Source organism: Colwellia sp. SU-HH00943 (genome assembly GCF_057546125.1).
In genome coordinates, this window is the sequence record NZ_BAAJLW010000001.1 from 69,183 (window position 1) to 88,549 (window position 19,367).

Annotated in this window: 12 protein-coding genes; 5 read left to right on the forward strand and 7 right to left on the reverse strand. The window is 37.0% G+C overall.

The window, feature by feature from the left end; genetic code table 11:
* Window positions 1-108: 108 nt before the first annotated feature.
* Entirely contained in the window at window positions 109-816 is a 708-nt protein-coding gene (locus tag AC27GZ_RS00285; protein ID WP_487092872.1) for a lamin tail domain-containing protein, read from the reverse strand.
* Window positions 817-1,143: 327 nt separating this feature from the next.
* Complete coding sequence (locus AC27GZ_RS00290; protein WP_487092873.1) at window positions 1,144-3,891, reverse strand: SLBB domain-containing protein; 2,748 nt, start codon at window positions 3,889-3,891, stop codon at window positions 1,144-1,146.
* Window positions 3,892-4,506: 615 nt separating this feature from the next.
* On the opposite strand from AC27GZ_RS00290, the gene AC27GZ_RS00295 reads away from it, so the two are divergent.
* The 4 genes from AC27GZ_RS00295 to serA all read left to right on the forward strand — a co-directional run bounded on the left by AC27GZ_RS00295 (window position 4,507) and on the right by serA (window position 8,988).
* Window positions 4,507-6,039 carry a peptide MFS transporter gene (locus AC27GZ_RS00295; protein WP_487092874.1) on the forward strand — a complete coding sequence of 511 codons (1,533 nt, stop codon included), beginning with the start codon at window positions 4,507-4,509 and terminating at the stop codon, window positions 6,037-6,039.
* A gap of 128 nt (window positions 6,040-6,167) precedes the next feature.
* The gene (locus tag AC27GZ_RS00300) at window positions 6,168-6,800 is read left to right on the forward strand and encodes a 5-formyltetrahydrofolate cyclo-ligase (protein ID WP_487092875.1); all 633 of its coding nucleotides are present in this window, start codon (window positions 6,168-6,170) and stop codon (window positions 6,798-6,800) included.
* Between the two features lie 131 nt (window positions 6,801-6,931).
* Window positions 6,932-7,588 (forward strand): ribose-5-phosphate isomerase RpiA, encoded by a 657-nt coding sequence (rpiA, locus tag AC27GZ_RS00305; protein ID WP_487092876.1) that lies wholly within the window; start codon window positions 6,932-6,934, stop codon window positions 7,586-7,588.
* 164 nt (window positions 7,589-7,752) lie between these two features.
* Window positions 7,753-8,988, forward strand: a complete 1,236-nt coding sequence (gene serA / locus AC27GZ_RS00310; RefSeq protein ID WP_487092877.1) for a phosphoglycerate dehydrogenase — start codon at window positions 7,753-7,755, stop codon at window positions 8,986-8,988.
* Window positions 8,989-9,075: 87 nt separating this feature from the next.
* On the opposite strand, the gene maiA is transcribed toward serA, so the two are convergent.
* From maiA to AC27GZ_RS00330, 4 genes are all read right to left on the reverse strand, one after another.
* Window positions 9,076-9,717, reverse strand: a complete 642-nt coding sequence (maiA, locus tag AC27GZ_RS00315; RefSeq protein ID WP_487092878.1) for a maleylacetoacetate isomerase — start codon at window positions 9,715-9,717, stop codon at window positions 9,076-9,078.
* 128 nt (window positions 9,718-9,845) lie between these two features.
* The gene (locus tag AC27GZ_RS00320) at window positions 9,846-10,835 is read right to left on the reverse strand and encodes a fumarylacetoacetate hydrolase family protein (protein WP_487092879.1); all 990 of its coding nucleotides are present in this window, start codon (window positions 10,833-10,835) and stop codon (window positions 9,846-9,848) included.
* A gap of 1,380 nt (window positions 10,836-12,215) precedes the next feature.
* On the reverse strand, window positions 12,216-13,802 hold the full coding sequence (gene gshA, locus AC27GZ_RS00325) for a glutamate--cysteine ligase (RefSeq protein ID WP_487092880.1): 1,587 nt from the start codon (window positions 13,800-13,802) through the stop codon (window positions 12,216-12,218).
* A gap of 300 nt (window positions 13,803-14,102) precedes the next feature.
* On the reverse strand, window positions 14,103-16,976 hold the full coding sequence (locus AC27GZ_RS00330) for a M16 family metallopeptidase (RefSeq protein ID WP_487092881.1): 2,874 nt from the start codon (window positions 16,974-16,976) through the stop codon (window positions 14,103-14,105).
* Window positions 16,977-17,056: 80 nt separating this feature from the next.
* On the opposite strand from AC27GZ_RS00330, the gene AC27GZ_RS00335 reads away from it, so the two are divergent.
* Entirely contained in the window at window positions 17,057-17,767 is a 711-nt protein-coding gene (locus AC27GZ_RS00335; protein WP_487092882.1) for a TIGR01621 family pseudouridine synthase, read from the forward strand.
* Window positions 17,768-17,996: 229 nt separating this feature from the next.
* Here AC27GZ_RS00335 and AC27GZ_RS00340 read toward each other — a convergent pair whose 3' ends face one another.
* A complete protein-coding gene (locus tag AC27GZ_RS00340) occupies window positions 17,997-19,343 on the reverse strand; it encodes a sodium-dependent transporter (RefSeq protein ID WP_487092883.1) in 1,347 nt (448 codons plus the stop codon).
* Between the last annotated feature and the right edge of the window lie 24 nt (window positions 19,344-19,367).

Sequence of the window (19,367 nt, forward strand, 5' to 3'; positions counted from 1 at the left end):
GATTTAAAAAATCATATCTTGCTCTGCCGCTCATCCTGAGCATGAGGAACGAATAGTCGAAGGGCGACAAGCTCAGGGTGAACGGTATATATTCTATTTGAGTAAGTTTTAGATTCTTGTTTTTGGTAAACAAAACCACGATTTGCCAAAAAGAAAAGTTAATAAGCAAATTATAGAAACCATAAAGATATAACTAGGCTCTGGTATTTTCATAGCGTCAGAGTTATTACTAAGGAAACTTTGTCCAACATTTACACTACCAAAAGTACTTACTTGTGGAGCGGTCCATGAGAAGTTTTGATTTAAGCCTGTAAGTTGTAATGAAAAGCCAATAGGCGTGTTACTTGGCTCAAATGCACCAATGTCAGTACTTATCAATCCATCAGCAATCCCTGAACTGGCAGTAAAAGCCCCTTCATAAGAGATAAATTCGATAATATTTTGATCTGAATCCGCCAGTACAATGCCATCAGGTGAGCCATTTTGAATACCAGTAATATTCACTGCAGCAAAACCAAAGCCACCAGAAGAGTCATTTAATAACCAATCAGAAAAAGTATGAACTTTATATTCCTCACCATTGCTACCATTATAAAAGTGCAATGACCAACCAGCTAAATTTAAACCTGCAACACCAGCGACTTCGACAAATTCGCCTTGATCGCCACCACTATTATCATAGTGTATTTCATTAATAAAAGCGTTAGACAGCGGGCTTGCTTCAACCAATATTGGTGCAAAAACGTGAATAAATAAACCAAGAAAAATAATAAAAACAATTGCGTGATATATACGAGAAAACCATTTGTATAGCATAGTAAATTCCTTTTATTTAATTTACGCTCACTCCATGTGAGTACGTTTCATCACTAAAGTTAGCAAAGGATTTTTAAAATGCTAATTTATTTTTAAATTTTTTGTAGAAGGTAAAGAATTAGTTTGTAAATTATAAGTAGAGAGGCTCAGGGCGAACGGTTAAGCGTTGATGAAAGCAATGACTTAAAAAATCACCTCCAACTCTGCCGCTCATCCTGAGCATGAGGAACGAATAGTCGAAGGACGACAGGCTCAGGGTGAACGATTCAGAACACCCTTAACCTAATACAAAACCTTAACTTTTATCTATATAAAGTTTAACTTAAGTTAAATACCGCTGATAGCTGCAATAGCTACTGCCGTGTTATACATAATGGTTGTTGCGCTAGTCCATAAAGTTAAGTTATTCATGTACTCTGAATCTAACGGTACAACAACGGTATCACCAGGTTTCATACTTGAGCCATTATTGCTCGAAAACCAGTTGCCACTTTCAACCATTCTAATACTACCATTGGCAGCAATAATATATATTCTGTCTTCATCCGCACGTTTTTTACTGCCACCACTTTGTGCTAGATAGTCCTCAGCGGTTAAGTTTGCATCATAAATATGCGATGAAGTCACTTGTACTTGCCCAATAACATTCACTGAATTTTTCAGTGTTGGTACATAAAGTACATCACCATTTTCCAGTAGTACATCATAGTCTTTTTCTTTGATGACCTTGGGTAGGTCTAACACTAAACGGCCAACAGGTTGCAACTTGGTTAAGTCACTCAGCATTGTTTGTACTTCGGCATACGACTGTGAATAATTTTCATCAGATAAAGATTTAGACGCCATTTCAACGCGTAGATCACCAGCTAACTTTATGAGATTTTGCTGCTCTAACTCTTTTAACTTAACTCGTGTAAACACTGAGCCTTCTTGATGAGCGAAACTGGTAAAGCCACCAGCTTTAGCAATTAAGTCGGATAAACTTTCACCGCGACGAATAGTATATTTACCAGGAAAAACAAACTCGCCACGCAACTCAACTACATGGTTTTCGCTCCAAGCAGGAATTTGATGAACATTCAATCTATCTTTACTTTGCAATAAAATATTTTCTTCTTCATTACCCTGCAATGCTTTTGCTAAATCAACGGATAAAGATCGTTTATTAACTAGTTGACTATTCACTTCATTGCGCGTTATTTCTGCTCGGGCTAAATAAGCAGATTCATCCAAGCCGCCAGCCGCTAAAATCAAGTCATTTACACGAGCATTAACAGCTAACGGATAAACCCCTGGAAACTTCACTGAGCCATCAATTTCAATCAATTGAATAGCATTACCTTTACCACCTTGACGTTTAAGCTTTTGAATAATAGGTAATAACAATCGTTGACGAGAGAAAATAGTTAATTCTTTTACATCTACCTTTTCTTGAAGATTTCCTCCGGTCATCTGAATAATCGATTGATTAACTAAATCAGCATTTTGCTGCTCTTGCATTTGTAATTCAGATAACTTTTCTTTTCCGCCGTATTTTTTCCAGAACTGCTTAGTTTTAAATTTATCTTTTGCTAACTGTTGTTCTTTCTTCATAAGTTCTTCTTGCGTATAGGCAAGCATATCAAGACCAACTTTGCTTTCGCTAAGTTTCTCCACTTGTGAAAAAATCAATATTTTATCATTAGCCTGTAACTCAATATTGTCTGATGATTCAGGATTGGCAATAGCTTTTGCAAGTTCAAACTGAAGTACTTCAATATTACGGGCAAGATCAACTTCACGAATAATGAGGGTGTAATGTAAATCAGCATTAGCTAACAGATGAGAATTTACATCAGGCAATAAATCCGTCACTCGTTGACCTTTCTGCCATTGATACTTACCTGGACGAGTTATCGCACCAATCAAAGTAACAGATTGTGTAAACATATCTGCGGCTTTCATCACTCTAATTGCATCACCAGCCTGTGCTTTTGTAGCAAGCTGTTTGCTATCAGAAAAATCTACATTTTTGACACTACGTAAATTGTTAACATTATAACGTTCAATAATGGTTGATTTTGCATAGGCACTTGGTAATAAACCACCTGCCATAGTTACAACATCTTCAAAACTATCATTGTTAACTAATTCATAAATTGCTGGACGACGCACTTCACCTTCAATAGAAACGGTATCACCTACAGGCGCAATAAACACAACATCGCCAGACTGCAATAAAACATCATCACTTGAATCACCTTCAATCAGTAAATCATACAAATCTAAGGTTTTAATCAGCTTTCCTGCACGTTTTAATTGAATATTACGTAGGCTACCGATATCGCTAATCCCACCAGCAGCAAAAATTGCATGAGTAATACTTGAAAGGGAACTTAAATTATAAGGGCCTGGCTTATAGGCATCGCCTAATACAAATACGCGCATAGAACGTAAAGACGCCATTCCTACAACAACATCAACACCAATAATCTTTTCTTTAATTCGAGCAATCAACAAACGTTTCATTTCAGCAAAAGATAGCCCAACCACTGAAAAAGGGCCGTGCTGAGGAAAAACTATATTTCCTTCTCTGTTAACTTCTAACTCAAGTTCATTACTTTCTTTACCGAAAATTTGAATAGAAATTCTGTCACCTGGTGCAACGACATAATCAGCCGGAATAGCAATATCCATGGTTGGTGCAAACGTTTGTGGTGCATTGGCAAACACCTCATAACCAAACGGTTTTAATACTTGTACCTGTCCAAAATCTGCATCTTCTTCAGATTTTCCTTGTTGAATCGCATTACCCTGCCCATCAAATTGCGTGCCTCTTGGGTAACTTGCCGTGTTTGTCTGTTGTGTTGTTGAGCCAGAAGATGAAATTTGTGACTGTATGGCGCTAATATCAACACCCATACTTTTAGCAAGCGCTCGTTGTTGAGATTGAGGTAATTTTTTAAATTGCTCTATTTGCGCTTGGCTCACTTGTGCCGAAACAGAAAAAGAAAGCACAAATGAAATAAAGATAAAACAAGAGAATCTTGACAAGGACGTGAATTTTTTCAGGGAATTTTTTATAGAGTTAATCATTTGCGCAAAGAAGTTCCTATCATGCGTTATCATTATTAACCTTGACATCAGAGTCAAAGTGCTAGTGAGATATAAATTAGCAACGCAGGAGTTTATCAGTATATTTATACGCAAACAATAGTATTTCACGGGTTCTGGTTAATCAGATATATTCAACGAGCTTCTTCGTCTGGGCTAGGTTTACTATCCTTCGACAAGCTCAGGACGAACGGCTCAACTTAGAAACTAATTGCACTGTGCCTGTTTACTCTTAGCCTGCCGAAATGCTATTTCCTTCAACCGTTTATTTTGAGCCTGTCGAAGAGCCACTCACTTCGCCCGTTTGCTCTGAGCCTGTCGAAGAGTCCTCATAAAAAATATAGGCTGGGTAAATAACACAAAAAAATTACAACGATGTAATAGAAAGGGAAAGATTTCGCTACACATAACAAAATCGTCACAAGTTTGATCGTCATTCGAACTTGCCTTTAAAAGCCAGCACAGGTATAACACCACATTGTATACATTTTTTATCTGTTCGTTAGCATTGTTATTAAATGATAACGACCACATAAAAAATACGAATTAACGCAATTATGTCTTCATAATATAATAAAGAAATTAGGATAAATTTTTATGACTCAACCTAATGCAGGTACATTTTTTGGTCAACCCGAAGGACTAAAAACCTTATTCTTCACAGAAATGTGGGAGCGCATGAGCTATTACGGCATGCGTATGTTATTAGTTTTATTTATGACCGCAACACTTCAAGAAGGTGGTTTAGGTTTAACTGTAGCTTCTGCCGCAGCAATTTATGGTCTTTACACTGGTAGCGTCTATTTTATGGGCTTACCTGGTGGCTGGATTGCTGATAGATTAATTGGTGGTCAAAAAGCCGTTTGGTATGGCGGTTTAATCATCATGATTGGCCACATTATTCTTGCTATTCCAAATGAGCACACATTTTTTATAGGTTTAGTGTTTGTTATTTTAGGTACTGGATTACTTAAACCAAATATTGGCGCGCTAGTTGGCCAACTCTACACAGACGAAGATAAAAGAAGAGATAGTGGCTATGCTATCTACTATATGGGTATCAATATTGGCTCTGTTATTGGTTACACAGTTTGTGGCTATTTAATGGAAGATCAAGAAAACTTTGGCTGGCACTGGGCTTTTGGTGCTGCTGCAGTTGGTATGGCTATTGGCTTAATTCAATATCGCAGAACAATTGGTAACTTAAACTCTGCTGGTGCCGCACCTACTTCTCCAATGACACCTAAAGGTCAAAAAACTAGCTGGTTAGTAATCACAACCCTATTAATTACCCTTGTTGCTGTAATGAGCATGATAATGACTGGCGCTTTAACGGTTGATCCTATCGCTATAGCACAATACGTAGCAGTTACTTTTACCTTAATGTTCTTTTTATATTACGGTGCTATTTATTTCGGTGGTAATTTAACCGGTAGTGAAAAGAAACGTTTATGGGCATTATTATTAGTTTGTGTCGCATCTGCATGTTTCTGGTCTGGCTTTGAACAAGCTGGTTCTTCTATGAACTTATTTGCACGTGATTACACAGATCGCTTTGTCGGTAGTTTTGAAGTTCCAACAGGTTGGTTCCAATCACTTAATGCTATTTTTATTGTGTTACTTTCACCATTCTTTGCTGCGCTTTGGATTAACCTAGGTAAACGATTAGTGAGCCCTTCATACGGTATTAAATGTGCCGTTGGTTTAATCATTATGGCAAGTGGCTTTATTGTAATGTTTTTCGCTGCTCAGTATGCTGCTTCAGGTATGAAAGTTGCGCCTTATTGGTTAGTGGCAACCTACTTTTTACATACTGTGGGTGAATTATGTTTAAGCCCAGTAGCATTAAGTGCTGTAAGTAAGTTATCTCCACGTCGTTTTGCCGGTCAAATGATGGGTGTATTTGTATTAACCTACTCAATTGGTAACATTATTTCAGGCTTATTAGCGGGTAATTTTGATCCTAACCGTATTGATCAATTACCTAATTTATACATACAAATTAGTTTATTCAGCATCGGCATCGGTATAGTCATTCTACTTATTGCTTTTAGAAGTCGTTTTTGGGAAAACTTAGCTGAAGAAGAAGAGAAGGAAGCAAAAGAGTCTACGGCTCCTGCTTCAGCATAATATTTAAGCCTAAGTTTAATAAAATAAGATAAGCGGTGAATTACTCACCGCTTTTATTTTGGCTTTAAGATTAAATGCATAACCGATAAAGTATGACGAACAATACATAACCGACAAAACAAGCAAACATGGACAACTCAACTATTAGCCGTAAAGACCTTCGTCATCATGTACGAAATCAACGCGCCTTATTAACGCCTCAATTTCAGCAAACATCAGCTCAACAGTTAGTTGCTCAACTCAACCCTCACCCTTTATTAAACAGTGCTAAAAAAGTTGCCCTTTATCTAGCTAATGACCATGAACTTGATCCACAAGCGTTAATCAACTGGTGCTGGCAAAACAATATTAAAACCTATTTACCTGTTATCCATCCTTTCAACAAAGGTCAGTTACTGTTTCTTCATTATCATCATGAAAGTCAATTAATGGCAAATCGCTACAACATTTTAGAGCCTAAATTGAATGTTAATGATGTTGCGCCAACTACCGATATAGATATCATATTCACACCTCTGGTTGCTTTTACTAAATCAGGAGAGCGTTTAGGCATGGGTGGTGGTTATTATGATAGAACCTTATCTTCTTGGTATAAACAAATTAAACAATCAAGCCATAGCTCAAACACTAGCGAAACTAGCATTAAACCCTACCCTATAGGCTTAGCTCACGATTGCCAGTTAGTTGAAAACATACCTACGCAGGCTTGGGATATTCCATTACCTGAAATAGTTACCCCGACACAAATTTTTAAATTTTAGCCTCTTAGTATTACTCTCAAAATCATCTAACCATCTTCTTTTATTAACTGCTATAATTCTGTCCAATTTAATTACTTCTATGACTAATAATCTGGTAACGATTAGTCAACTTCTCCGTTAAGGTAAATTTAATGACTCAAGATGAAATGAAAAAAGCCGCTGCAATAAAGGCATTAGAATTTGTTAAAGATGACACCATTGTTGGTGTAGGTACAGGTTCAACCGTAAACCACTTTATTGATGCTTTAGCAACAATCAAAGACAAAATTACCGGTGCGGTATCAAGTTCAGAAGAGTCTACTAAACGTCTAGAAGCCCATGGAATAGAAGTATTTGATCTTAACAGTGTTGATGATCTCGATGTATACATTGACGGCGCTGATGAAATTACTAAACACATGAGTATGATCAAAGGTGGAGGCGCCGCTTTAACTCGTGAAAAGATTGTTGCTGCGGTCGCCAAAAAGTTTATTTGTATTGCAGACAGTTCAAAACAAGTTGAACTACTAGGTGAATTTCCTTTACCTGTTGAAGTCATTCCTATGGCGCGCAGTTATGTTGCGCGTGAGTTAGTCAAACTTGGTGGTGATCCTGAATATCGTCAAGGTGTCATTACTGACAATGGCAATGTAATTCTTGATGTTCATAATTTACAAATCCTTGATCCTAAAAAACTAGAAACCGATATAAATGCCATTGTTGGCGTAGTGACTAATGGTTTATTTGCCCAACGTGGCGCAGATATCTTGATTTTAGGCAGTGAAAGTGGCGCAACAGTTATTCAATAAAACATATGCCGTTAGCTACTTAACAATCTAAAGTAGAACAATTAATACTTTAGAGTTGTTACACTATATGTTATCTTAGCCAAATTATAGATATCTAGCCGTCTAAACTGATTTACATTTTAGACTAAAATGACGAATTAACTTTATAAGCGAAGCCAAACCTTATGAGCACAAATCAAAATTCATTAGCAAAAGACAAAATTAAAATTTTACTTCTTGAAGGCGTTCATCAAAGTGCCCTTGAAGAATTAAGATCGCAAGGTTATTCAAATATTGAGTACCTAAAAACGTCATTATCAGAGAGCGATTTAATTGAAAAAATTGCCGACGTACACTTTATTGGCATTCGTTCACGTACACAATTAACAGAACACGTTTTGAGCCATGCAAAAAAATTAGTGGCTATTGGTTGTTTCTGTATTGGCACCAACCAAGTTGACATCACTGCTGCACAAGAGCTAGGTGTTCCAGTATTTAATGCACCGTTTTCAAACACACGTTCTGTAGCTGAATTAGTGTTAGGTGAAACCTTATTACTATTACGTGGCATCCCAGAAAAAAGCGCCAAAGCTCACCGTGGTGAATGGTTCAAATCTGCCCTCGGCTCAGTCGAGGCAAGAGGTAAAACTCTTGGTATTATCGGCTATGGTCACATTGGCACACAATTAGGCATTTTGGCTGAAACCTTAGGCATGCGTGTTCGCTTTTACGATATAGAGACAAAACTTCCTTTAGGCAACGCTAGCCAAGCTCCTTCATTAAGTGCTTTATTAGGTGAAGCCGATGTGGTGAGTTTACACGTACCAGAAACACCGCAAACTCAAGATATGATTGGCGCAGCTGAATTTGCCGCAATGAAATCAGGCGCAATTTTTATTAACGCTTCACGCGGTACAGTTGTTGACATTGAAGCGCTTGCTGAAGCATTAGCAGAGAAAAAAGTTGGCGGTGCCGCTATTGATGTATTCCCTGTTGAGCCAAAAGGTAATGACGAGGAATTTGTATCAGCACTGCGTGGTTTTGATAATGTTATTTTAACGCCACATATTGGTGGTAGTACAAAAGAAGCCCAAGAAAACATTGGTTTAGAAGTAGCTAGCAAGCTAGCCAAATACTCAGATAATGGTTCAAGTTTATCAGCAGTAAACTTCCCTGAGGTTTCACTGCCTGAACATATCAATACAAGTCGTTTACTACATATTCACCACAACCAACCAGGAATATTAACGCAAATTAACCAAGCGTTTGCTGAACATAGCATTAATATTGCTGCTCAATATTTACAAACTGATGATAAAATTGGTTATGTGGTTATTGATATTGAAACAGAAAATAGCGAACAAGCGTTAAAATCGTTAAAAGCCATCGATGGTACAATCCGCGCTAGAATTTTACACTAGTTAGATTATCCCTATTGATAAAGGGAGTTTATTTCAGCTGTACTCATAGCATGAGTAAGAGCATTATCAAGCGAATAAACTTCCCTTTTACTGCTGAGCGTCAGGTTGATTCTCAGGTAATGCCAACTGAAATGCCTCTAATTTATTGCAATTATCAACCACTCTATTGATATAAGGATATGCACTCATATCCACTTCAAATCGATGAGCATTATACACCTGTGCTGTTAGGCATATATCAGCAACAGTAAGCTGATCTTGAAAGCTATAACAGCCTGCACTTTTCACCAATTGTTTTTCAATAGCATGAAAGCCAACGGTCATCCAATGATCGAGCCAAACATTTTTTTCTTGCGCATCTAACTTTAAGTCTGAAGTTAAGTACTGTTGAACACGTAAATTGTTTAAAGGATGAATTTCACACGCAATATCTAAACAGAACGCTTGTACTAAAGCCCGTTCTTTCGCATCAAAAGGATATAAGGACAAGCCAGAATAATTCTCTTCTAAGTAATCAATAATGGCTAAAGATTGGTGTAATTTCAGTGAACCATCAACTAGGGTTGGCACTAAATGGTTTGGATTGATAGCACTGTATTCGCAGCTATGTTGTTCACCACCATTTTTCACTAAATGCACAAACTCATTATCAAATTCAATCCCTTTTAGGTGTAGAGCAATTCTGACTCGATACGCTGCAGTAGAGCGCCAGTACCCGTATAGTTTCATGTGTAAAACCTTTTTATAATTTTATTACTGAACAGTTTTATAAGGCAACCTCAGAGAAAATAAAGCTATACTGCTCTTCCTATTTAAAAGCAAGAACAGTACAAATACAGTACGTTTATCTATTAATTTTAAACGGCTTTATATTCAACAACTTCTTGGTCAATGGCACCGAAAATACTCAAGCCATCATTGTCAAACATTTCAATGCGTACGGTATCTCCAAAGCTCATAAATTCAGTGCTTGGTTTTCCATCTGCAATAATTTCCAACATCCTTTTTTCTGCTAAACAACTTGATCCCACAGAACGATCATAATTAGAAATAGTACCGGAACCAACAATACAACCGGCTGATAAAGGACGCGTTTTTGCTGCGTGAGCAACAATAGTTGGAAAATCAAAGGTCATATCAACACCACAGTTGGGTTGACCAAATAACTGGTCATTTAGGTGTGTCGTTAAAGGTAAATGTAATTTAGCGCCATCCCATGCTTGCTCAAGTTCATCAGGCGTTACAGCAACCGGAGAAAAAGCACTTGAAGGTTTAGAAGCAAAAAAGCCAAAGCCTTTCGCTAACTCGCCTGGAATTAAGTTACGTAAGGAAACATCATTCACTAACATTATCAGTTTAATGTGCTTAGCGGCTTTTTCTACTGAAACCCCCATAGGAACATCATCAGTGATCACTGCCACTTCAGATTCGAAATCAATACCAAAATCAGTTGAGGCCACATTAATATTATCGCGAGGGCCAATAAATGCGTCAGAGCCTCCTTGGTACATTAAAGGATCTGTCCAAAAAGTTTCTGGCATTTCAGCATTTCTTGCTTTACGTACTAATTCAACATGATTGACATAAGCACTACCATCAGCCCACTGGTAGGCACGCGGCAGTGGCGACTCACAACGACTTTGTTCAAATTCGAATGTATTGATGATATCCCCAGCATTTAAAGCTTGATAAACTTCTGTTAATTGCGGGGATACTTCATTCCAGTTATCCAGTGCTTGCTGCAATGTTTCAGCGATATCAGAGACAAAAACTGCCTTATCAAGCGCTTTGCTTACCACAACCAATTGCCCATCACGGGTATTATTCTTTAACGTAGCTAACTTCATGAAATAACCTTAATTTCTTCTACTCATAGCTCATATAAGCATATTTATTTTCTCTAAATCAGAGTTTACGAGTAAGTCAGTCGATGTCACAAGTTATGGATAAATAGAATTAAGAAAAGCGCGGAAAATTATCTTTACATACTTTTTTCCACTTTGATTAACGGTCAGTTGTATAGCTATGAAGAAGTTTTATAAAGTGCCCTGAACTAGTGAATAGCACACTTTGAAAAAAATATTATGAAAAGTTGAACTATTTTAGAAAAGCACACTCTTACTTAACAGTATTGTTTTCCCTTAGTGTTTCATGTTTTTATGCGCTTATTTTTTAAGCGCATTTTTTTTGCCTGAGTTTTAGTTAAATTCGTTAAAGCGAATAAACATTAAATAAAGTTGAACTATTCCAGAAAAGCACACTCTTACTTAACAGTATTGTTATTCCCTTAGTGTTTCATGTTTTTTTATGTGCTCATTATTGAGCGCATTTTTTTGTCTGAATTTTAGGTAAAGTTACCATGCGTTTTATCACTTATCTGTAAAGCAAATAAAAATAAAATAAAGTTGAACTATTCCTGAAAACCACACTCTTACTTAACAGTATTGTTATTCCCTTAGTGTTTCATGTTTTTTTATGCGCTTATTATTAAGCGCATTTTTTTTGCCTGAGTTTTAGTTAAATTATTTAAAGCAAATAAAAATAAAATAAAGTTGAACTAATTCTGAAAACCACACTCTTACTTAACAGTATTGTTATTCCCTTAGTGTTTCATGTTTTTTATGCGCTTATGTTTAAGCGCATTTTTTTTGCCTGAATTTTGAGTTTTAGGTGCTAGTTTTTATGAGCTTTACCATGAAACACGGGAATGGTTATTCCCTCTCTCTTTAAGTCACGTTTCATGTTTTTTTACGCTTATTATTAAGCGCATTTTTTTGCCTGAATTTTAGTTAAATTATTTAAAGCAAATAAAAATAAAATAAAATAAAGTTGAACTAATCCAGAAAACAACACTCTTACTTAATAGTATTGTTATTCCCTTAGTGTTTCATGTTTTTTATGCGCTTATGTTTAAGCGCATTTTTTTTGCCTGAATTTTGAGTTTTAGGTGCTAGTTTTTATGAGCTTTACCATGAAACACGGGAATAATTATTCCCTCTCTCTATAAGTCACGTTTCATGTTTTTTATGCGCTTATTATTAAGCGCATTTTTTTTGCCTGAGTTTTGAGTTTTAGGTGCTAGTTCTCATGAGCTTTACCATGAAACACGGGAATAGTTATTCCCTCTCTCTATAAGTCACGTTTCATGTTTTTTTATGCGCTTATGTTTAAGCGCATTTTTTGCCTGTTTTTTCCTGATTTTAGGAAAAGAGCTGTGTAAGTGAAAATTAAGATTGGAAATAATCGGCTAAAAAGTCGTCGAAACTCAGCTTATCATTTGCTTCAATTTCAACTTGAGCTTGACGAGATCTTTCAGTTTCGTCGATAAAGAATTGCTCTGAATAATACTGATAACCTCTAGCTAATGCTTGTTGGCGATATTCAATAGCCTTATCTAAGGAGTATTGAGAAAGACTTTGTTCTTGCTCAAGAATAATATTTAGAATTTTTGCAGACGGTGTTAAAGATGCGTCGTTAACTTTAGCGCGTTCTCTAGCTAGAGCTGTACTGTATTGCTCACTCTGATACGCCTTATCTAGCAACTCAGCAACCGATTGCATATCATCAAACAGTTCATTTCCCCACTGTTTAACTGATTTTTGAGTCACTACTCCTTGGCAATTTGCATCAGATAGCAAGAGCTCAGGATCTCGACCTCGCATCACAACATCATTCATATTATTCTCAAGATGTTGCTGCGCATTACAATCCAACTCTTCATTGTCCACAAAGGCACAGTAAGTTAAAAAGATATCTAAAAAATAAATCTGTTCAATGCTAATACCTGTATCTGTAAAAGGGTTCACATCCAGCGCACGTACCTCTATATATTCAACACCACGTTCACGCAAAGCTTGTGATGGCTTTTCACCAGACTTGATGACTTGCTTGGGCCTTATAGGCGCATATAGCTCATTTTCTATTTGTAATACATTGCTATTTAGTTGTTGGTATTCGCCGTTTACTTTCACCCCTATATCCGCGAATTTATTAGATTTTAGAGCAATGGCATTTTGCACACCGTCAACATAATCATGTAAATTATTATAGCAAATACGTAAATTTGATTGTTCACTACTGGTATAGCCTAAATCGCTCATACGTAGTGATGTAGCATGCTCTAAGTATAAGGCGCCACTGGGTGATTTTTTAAAAGGTAACTTGTGCTCTTTCCCTTGTAAAAATGAACCACACAGGGCTGGCGAGCTGCCATATAAATACGGTATTAGCCAGCAAAAGCGCTTATAGTTTCGTAATAGCGAAAAGTAACGTTCAGAAATAAAGTCTTTTATCGGCGCTTCATTTTCATGCAATACTTGTTGTACTTGCCAAAAATCTTTTGAAAATGAAAAATTGAAATGAATACCTGCAATCACTTGCATCATTGAGCCATAACGATTTTTTAATCCCTGTCGATAAACCGTCTTCATTTTACCGATATTTGACTCACCATAGTACGCTAAGGGAATTTTATTATCGTCGTCAACAAAGCACGGCATGCTCATTGGCCATAATAGTTCGCCATCAATATTAGCAAAGGTAAACTTATGAATATCTTGCAATTGAGCAATAGCCTGCTCAGGAGAGTGACTTACGGGCGTAATAAATTCTAATAATGTTTCTGAGTAATCTGTGGTGATGTAGTTATGTGTCAACGCTGAACCAAGCGATTCATAATGAGTTTGTTCTGACAATTTTCCTTCAGTAAGAACGCGTAATGTTTCACGTTCAATTCCACGGCCAATGCCTGCTAAGGCGCTTATATTACTCTCTTGATTATATGCTGCGATGTAATCGTTTAATGATAATGTCAAAATTAGCCCTGCGCTTAGGATAAAAGAAGATAAAATCCCCTTATTTATAATGTTTTATAAATGAGGGGCTTTTATTGATTTTCAATAGCTAAGTAAATTAATTTTACTTAGCCTGAACTCGGTTTAAGAGATATTTTACCACTTGAAATATAGCAAAAAATACTCTATTAACTTTCTAGCTTGATAGTTTTATTTAATTCAAGGCAAATTACGCGTCAATAGCAGGTCTATTGCAAGTAAATTTAACGCCGAAGTAAAGAAAATAGCTGCTAGAAAAACATTTATTAAGCCGAATTCAGGTTACTTAGCAAGTTGTAGCTCAACAATGTCTAATTTCAGTTTATCTAACTGCGGTCTCACAACATTAGCATCACCAACAACAATCCATTGCATAGGTTTACTTAATTGCGTTTTAGCGATGTTATTTAACTGCTCAAGTGAAATGTCTTGAATGATCTCACTTTGTTGTTCACCATAATTTTCTGGTAAATCAAATTGTAATAACTGTCTTAAAAAACCGCTTTTTTGGCTTGGTGTTTCATAGCTTAATGCCTCATTTTGTGAAATAGCTTGACGCATAAAAGTGACTTCAGCTTCAGTTAACCCCTGTTGCTGATAGTTATTAAGTTCATTCATTATTTCAACCATAGCATCAAAAGTATGTTCTTTTTTCACACTAGCACCGGCTTGGAAAGTCCCTAAGGTTTTTCCTGCTGAAAAGTAACTAGACGCACCATAAGTGTAGCCTTTATCTTCTCGTAAGTTTAAATTTATACGACTATTAAAAGCGCTACCTAATGGGTAGTTCATTAACGTTGCTTTAAAGTAATCTCCTGTCGCATCGTAAGTCATTGCTCGGCGTGAATACTTAATGACGGACTGACTGGCCTTCGGTAAATGAACAAAGTAAAGTTTATCCGGTGTTACCGCAGGAAAACTCGAAGTAGTAGGAATAGTATAATCATTACCTTGCCACTCCTTTAGATAACTCAATTTTGGCAATATTTCACTTTTGCTAATATCCCCCACAATCACTAAAGACGCATGCTTTGGTGAAAAGTATTGCTGATAAAAACCTTTAATATCATCAAGTGTAATTGCCGAAACAGTCGCTTTTGTACCATTACCTGGTAAGCCTACACGATTATTTTCGCCATAGGTTACTTGTTTTAAAGCTCTATAGGCCAAAGTACTAGCATCTTTATTCCCCAGCTCAATACTTTGAATTAATTGGTTTTTGACGCGGTTAAAGTCAGCTTCTTCAAAAGCAGGGTTTAACATCATATCCAACATTAACAATAAAGTAGCATCAAGGTTTTTAACCAGTGATTTAACTTTTACATAAGTATTGCGCCCTGATGCACCTATAGATATATCACTACCTAACTTTGCTAGCTCATTTGAAAGCTCTTCTTTAATATAATTAGTCGTTCCTTCATTCATTAAGGAAGCAGTCAGTGATGCTAGTCCTGCTTTTTCGATAGGATCAAGCAGGGTACCACCTTCAATACTTAACAATAAACTTACCGTAGGAGTTTCACTGTTTTTGGTGGCAATAACTTCAATGCCATTATTAAAACTTTCACGCCATAATTGAGGTACTTCAATGACTGGATTAGCCCCTGCTTTTGGCATTACAGAGCGATCAAAACTGCTGGTATTTTTCATGATAGGGGTATCAAGTACCGCTAATTCAGGTGGGTTACTGGTATCAGGCAGCTTAAAATTATTCTCTTTAGCGGCTAACTGCTGCTGCCCAGGTGGGTAAATGGATAATACTGCCGCTCCTTTACCTTTAATGTACTTGTGATAAACACGCATAACATCGGCTTTAGTGACTTTATTGTAGCGAGTCACTTGTGCTTCAGTGTAATCGGCATTACCTAAAATAGTTTGAAAATGCGCTAGAGTTGATACTTTGCCTGACACACTTTGTAAGCCATAAATCGTATCAGTTTCAATATTTACTTTAGTTTTCAATAAGTCATCATCATTAACACCACGTGCTTCAAATTCAAGTAAGGTGTCATTAATCACCTGCTCAATGTTAGCCAACGCCAGCCCTTGTTGTGGGTTTGGCAAGGCATAAAAGCTCATTTGACAACTTAACTCTTTACACGGGTGGCTAGCACCAGCTTGCACTGCCACACCTGACTTCACCAAGTTCTTATAAAGTAGGGATGTTGGGCCATTACCGATAATATTAGAAAACACATCAAGTGCGGCTTCATCTTCATGCATGCCATACACAGTAGGGAAACTAATATAAAGTAAAGGTAAAGAAACATTATCTTCAAATGAGTAATAACGATTTTCTGCCAGTGTCGTAAATTGTTTTTCGATATTTTTAACTTCAGGGCCTGATTTTAACTCGCCAAAATATTTATTGATCCAAGTAAGTGTTTGCGCCTCATCAATATCACCACCAATGGTTAGTACCGCATTATTAGGTCCATACCAACGACTAAAAAATGCTTTTAAATCCGCTAGTGTTCCACGATCTAAATCAGACATATAACCGATAACAGGCCAAGAATAAGGATGCTCTCTTGGGTACATCATTTGATTAATGGTTTCGCCTAAACGGCCATATGGGCGATTATCAACATTTTGCCCTCGCTCATTTTTTACCGTAGCTCGTTGAATCTCAAATTTTTCAGCAGTAATGGTTTCTAATAAAAAGCCCATTCTGTCTGATTCAAGCCACAGCATTTTCTCTAATTGGTTTCTCGGTACCGTTTGATAATAATTAGTTCTATCCGTATTAGTTGTCCCATTTAACGTGCCACCACTTTGAGTGACAATTTTAAAGTGTTGCTCATCAGCAACGTTTTTAGAGCCTTGAAACATCATGTGTTCAAAAAAATGAGCAAAACCTGACTTCCCTAATTGCTCTCGGGCTGAACCTACATGGTATGTAACGTCTACATGTACCAAGGGATCTGAATTATCTTGATGCAAAATAACAGTTAAGCCATTAGCTAATTTATATTTTTTAAAAGGAATCGTTAAACGCTCTTCTGAAGCTTCTACCGTTTTAACTAGTGTTACACCAGCAGGTAAGGTAACAGAATCAACTGCTGGGCTTTCACTTTGCTGACTTGTACAAGAAAATAATAATGTGGTAACAGCCACAACACTTAGGCTGGAGATTAAATGAGATATTTTTTTCAAAATAACATCCTGTAAGTAGAGTAAAAAAATTGGGATTAAATTATCATAGCACGTAAAAAGTCACTAAGTAGAACTAATAAATGTTTAAAATTATTACACAAACAGCAGATTTTGTGGTGGTAGCTAAAAACGCTAATGTCAATTTTCATGACGAAGGTGAGCTTGGCACAGGCTTGTTTTCACAAGTCAAAGCATACCTTAAAGAACACCACAAAATCACCGAGCTGTATCCCGTGCATCGCTTAGACAAAATGACTTCTGGACTCATTATTTTTGCCACTTCACAGCAAAGTGCACAAGTATTTTCAACATTGTTTGAACAACATTTAGTTGAGAAGTACTACCTTGCCATTAGTGATAAAAAACCTAATAAAAAACAAGGTTTAATCAAAGGTGATATGAAAAAAAGCCGACGAGGCATGTATAAGTTAATGCGCAGTATAGAAAACCCTGCCATCACACAATTTTTCTCATACCCCCTTGAGCAGGGAAAGCGGTTATATCTATTAAAGCCGCATTCAGGAAAAACTCATCAGTTAAGAGTAGCGCTAAGTAGTATTGGTGCGCCGATAATTGGTGACAGCCTTTATTACTCAAACGCACAAAAACAAACATTATTAGAGACTGACAGGGGTTATTTACACGCTTTTGCTCTACGGTTTGAGTTTTTAGGAAAACATTACCATTTTATCTTACCGCCAGCTGAAGGGGCGTTATTTTCAGCCGGTATCTCAGTCAATAAAATTAAGGAAATTAGTCAGCCTTGGCTATTGAATTGGCCAAAGCTATAACTAACCTGAGATTTGCATAAGCAAAGCGTTTCAAGCGGTTATTTTTACTGTCTTCTTCGTTAAATTTACTTGCAATAGACCAGCTATTGACGCGCAAATTTGCCTTGAATACAGCAAAAATTCCTCTCTAGAAATGTCAAACAAGCCTAAGCGTTTGATTTAATAGGCGTTGCTCAATTTCTTATACAAACCTCAGGTTAACTAATACTTTACTATCATCAACGAAATTTTATAGCGAATGCCAAAACACCAATGCGATGGCACTTGGGCAAACAAACTTAGTATACCAAGGCCAAATTTTCCAGAACAAGCGATGCTCTACAGCTTCATTCCCTTGTTTGAGTTCTTTTAATACTTCATTACACTGCCATATCCAACCGACAAAAATACAACATAACATCGCAATCAGTGGCTGTCCGTAAACCGTTGAAATGGAAATAACCAAACCAAAAAGCACGTCAAAATTAAAAATAATAACGGTACTTAACAGAAAAATTCCCAAACCAATTAAAGTGGTCGCTTTTTTGCGCTCTACTTGGTGACGCTCAACAACAAAAGAGACAGGCCCTTCTAGCATTGAAATAGATGAGGTTAATGCGGCAATAGACATCAGCACAAAAAAACCAAACGCGACAAATAAACCAATAGCCCCCATACCAGAAAATAAACTCGGTAAAACATCAAACACCAAACCGGGACCAGAAATCAAACTACCGTCAGCAGCAAAAATAGCCACACCTTGTGATTGAGCTACATACATTGATGGAATAATTAATAGACCCGCTAAGAAAGCGATAGACACATCTATGATGGTAACTTGTGCACCTAGGCTAACGAGGTTTTCTTTTTTAGAGATGTAAGAGCCATATATGACCATGACACTCGTTCCTAACGATAAGGAGAAGAATGCTTGCCCTAAAGCACTGATCAACAAGTCAGGATCGAAGACACGAGAAATATCAGGACTTAAATAAGCAACAAAGCCCTCTCTTGAGCCATCTAAAGTAAAAACATAAATAATTAATAAGATTAACAAACTGATCAACATGGGCATCAAGCGTTTTGACCACTTTTCAATACCTTGTTCAACACCACGGCGAATAATTGAAATGGTTAACAGCATAAATAGCGCAGTAAACACGATATCACGTGCAACCGTTTGTGCGGTTAGCCAAGTAGAGGCTTCACTATAACCCAATAATTGTGTCACAGGCTCTACGGCATAAGACATCATCCAGCCAGCTAAAATGCCATAGAAACTTAAAATTAATGCTGCACATACAATGCCACCAAAACCGACAACAAAAGCGAAGCGTTTTTGCAGCATATTACGTGATATTTTCTCCATCGATGTCACAGCATTCGCTTGCCCAAAACGACCGATTAATAATTCAGCCATAAATGCAGGGTAAGCTAAACAAAATGCTAAAACCAAATAAACCAATACAAAAGCAGCCCCACCATTACTGGCTGTTTGTGTTGGAAAGCCCCAAATATTACCTAAGCCAACGGCGGAGCCCGCTGCCGCTAAAATAAATCCCATGCGCGAGCTGAAGCCGCCTCTTACTTTATTCATTAATTAATCTCATTAAATAGTTCT

What these genes read in the sequence shown, in the direction of transcription:
- AC27GZ_RS00295 (WP_487092874.1), top strand. Translation starts at nt 4,507, where the DNA reads ATGACTCAACCTAATGCAGGTACATTTTTTGGTCAACCCGAAGGACTA.
- AC27GZ_RS00300 (WP_487092875.1), top strand. Translation starts at nt 6,168, where the DNA reads ATGGACAACTCAACTATTAGCCGTAAAGACCTTCGTCATCATGTACGA.
- AC27GZ_RS00340 (WP_487092883.1), bottom strand. Translation starts at nt 19,343, where the DNA reads ATGAATAAAGTAAGAGGCGGCTTCAGCTCGCGCATGGGATTTATTTTA.
- rpiA (WP_487092876.1), top strand. Translation starts at nt 6,932, where the DNA reads ATGACTCAAGATGAAATGAAAAAAGCCGCTGCAATAAAGGCATTAGAA.
- maiA (WP_487092878.1), bottom strand. Translation starts at nt 9,717, where the DNA reads ATGAAACTATACGGGTACTGGCGCTCTACTGCAGCGTATCGAGTCAGA.
- AC27GZ_RS00285 (WP_487092872.1), bottom strand. Translation starts at nt 816, where the DNA reads ATGCTATACAAATGGTTTTCTCGTATATATCACGCAATTGTTTTTATT.
- AC27GZ_RS00290 (WP_487092873.1), bottom strand. Translation starts at nt 3,891, where the DNA reads ATGATTAACTCTATAAAAAATTCCCTGAAAAAATTCACGTCCTTGTCA.
- serA (WP_487092877.1), top strand. Translation starts at nt 7,753, where the DNA reads ATGAGCACAAATCAAAATTCATTAGCAAAAGACAAAATTAAAATTTTA.
- AC27GZ_RS00335 (WP_487092882.1), top strand. Translation starts at nt 17,057, where the DNA reads ATGTTTAAAATTATTACACAAACAGCAGATTTTGTGGTGGTAGCTAAA.
- AC27GZ_RS00320 (WP_487092879.1), bottom strand. Translation starts at nt 10,835, where the DNA reads ATGAAGTTAGCTACGTTAAAGAATAATACCCGTGATGGGCAATTGGTT.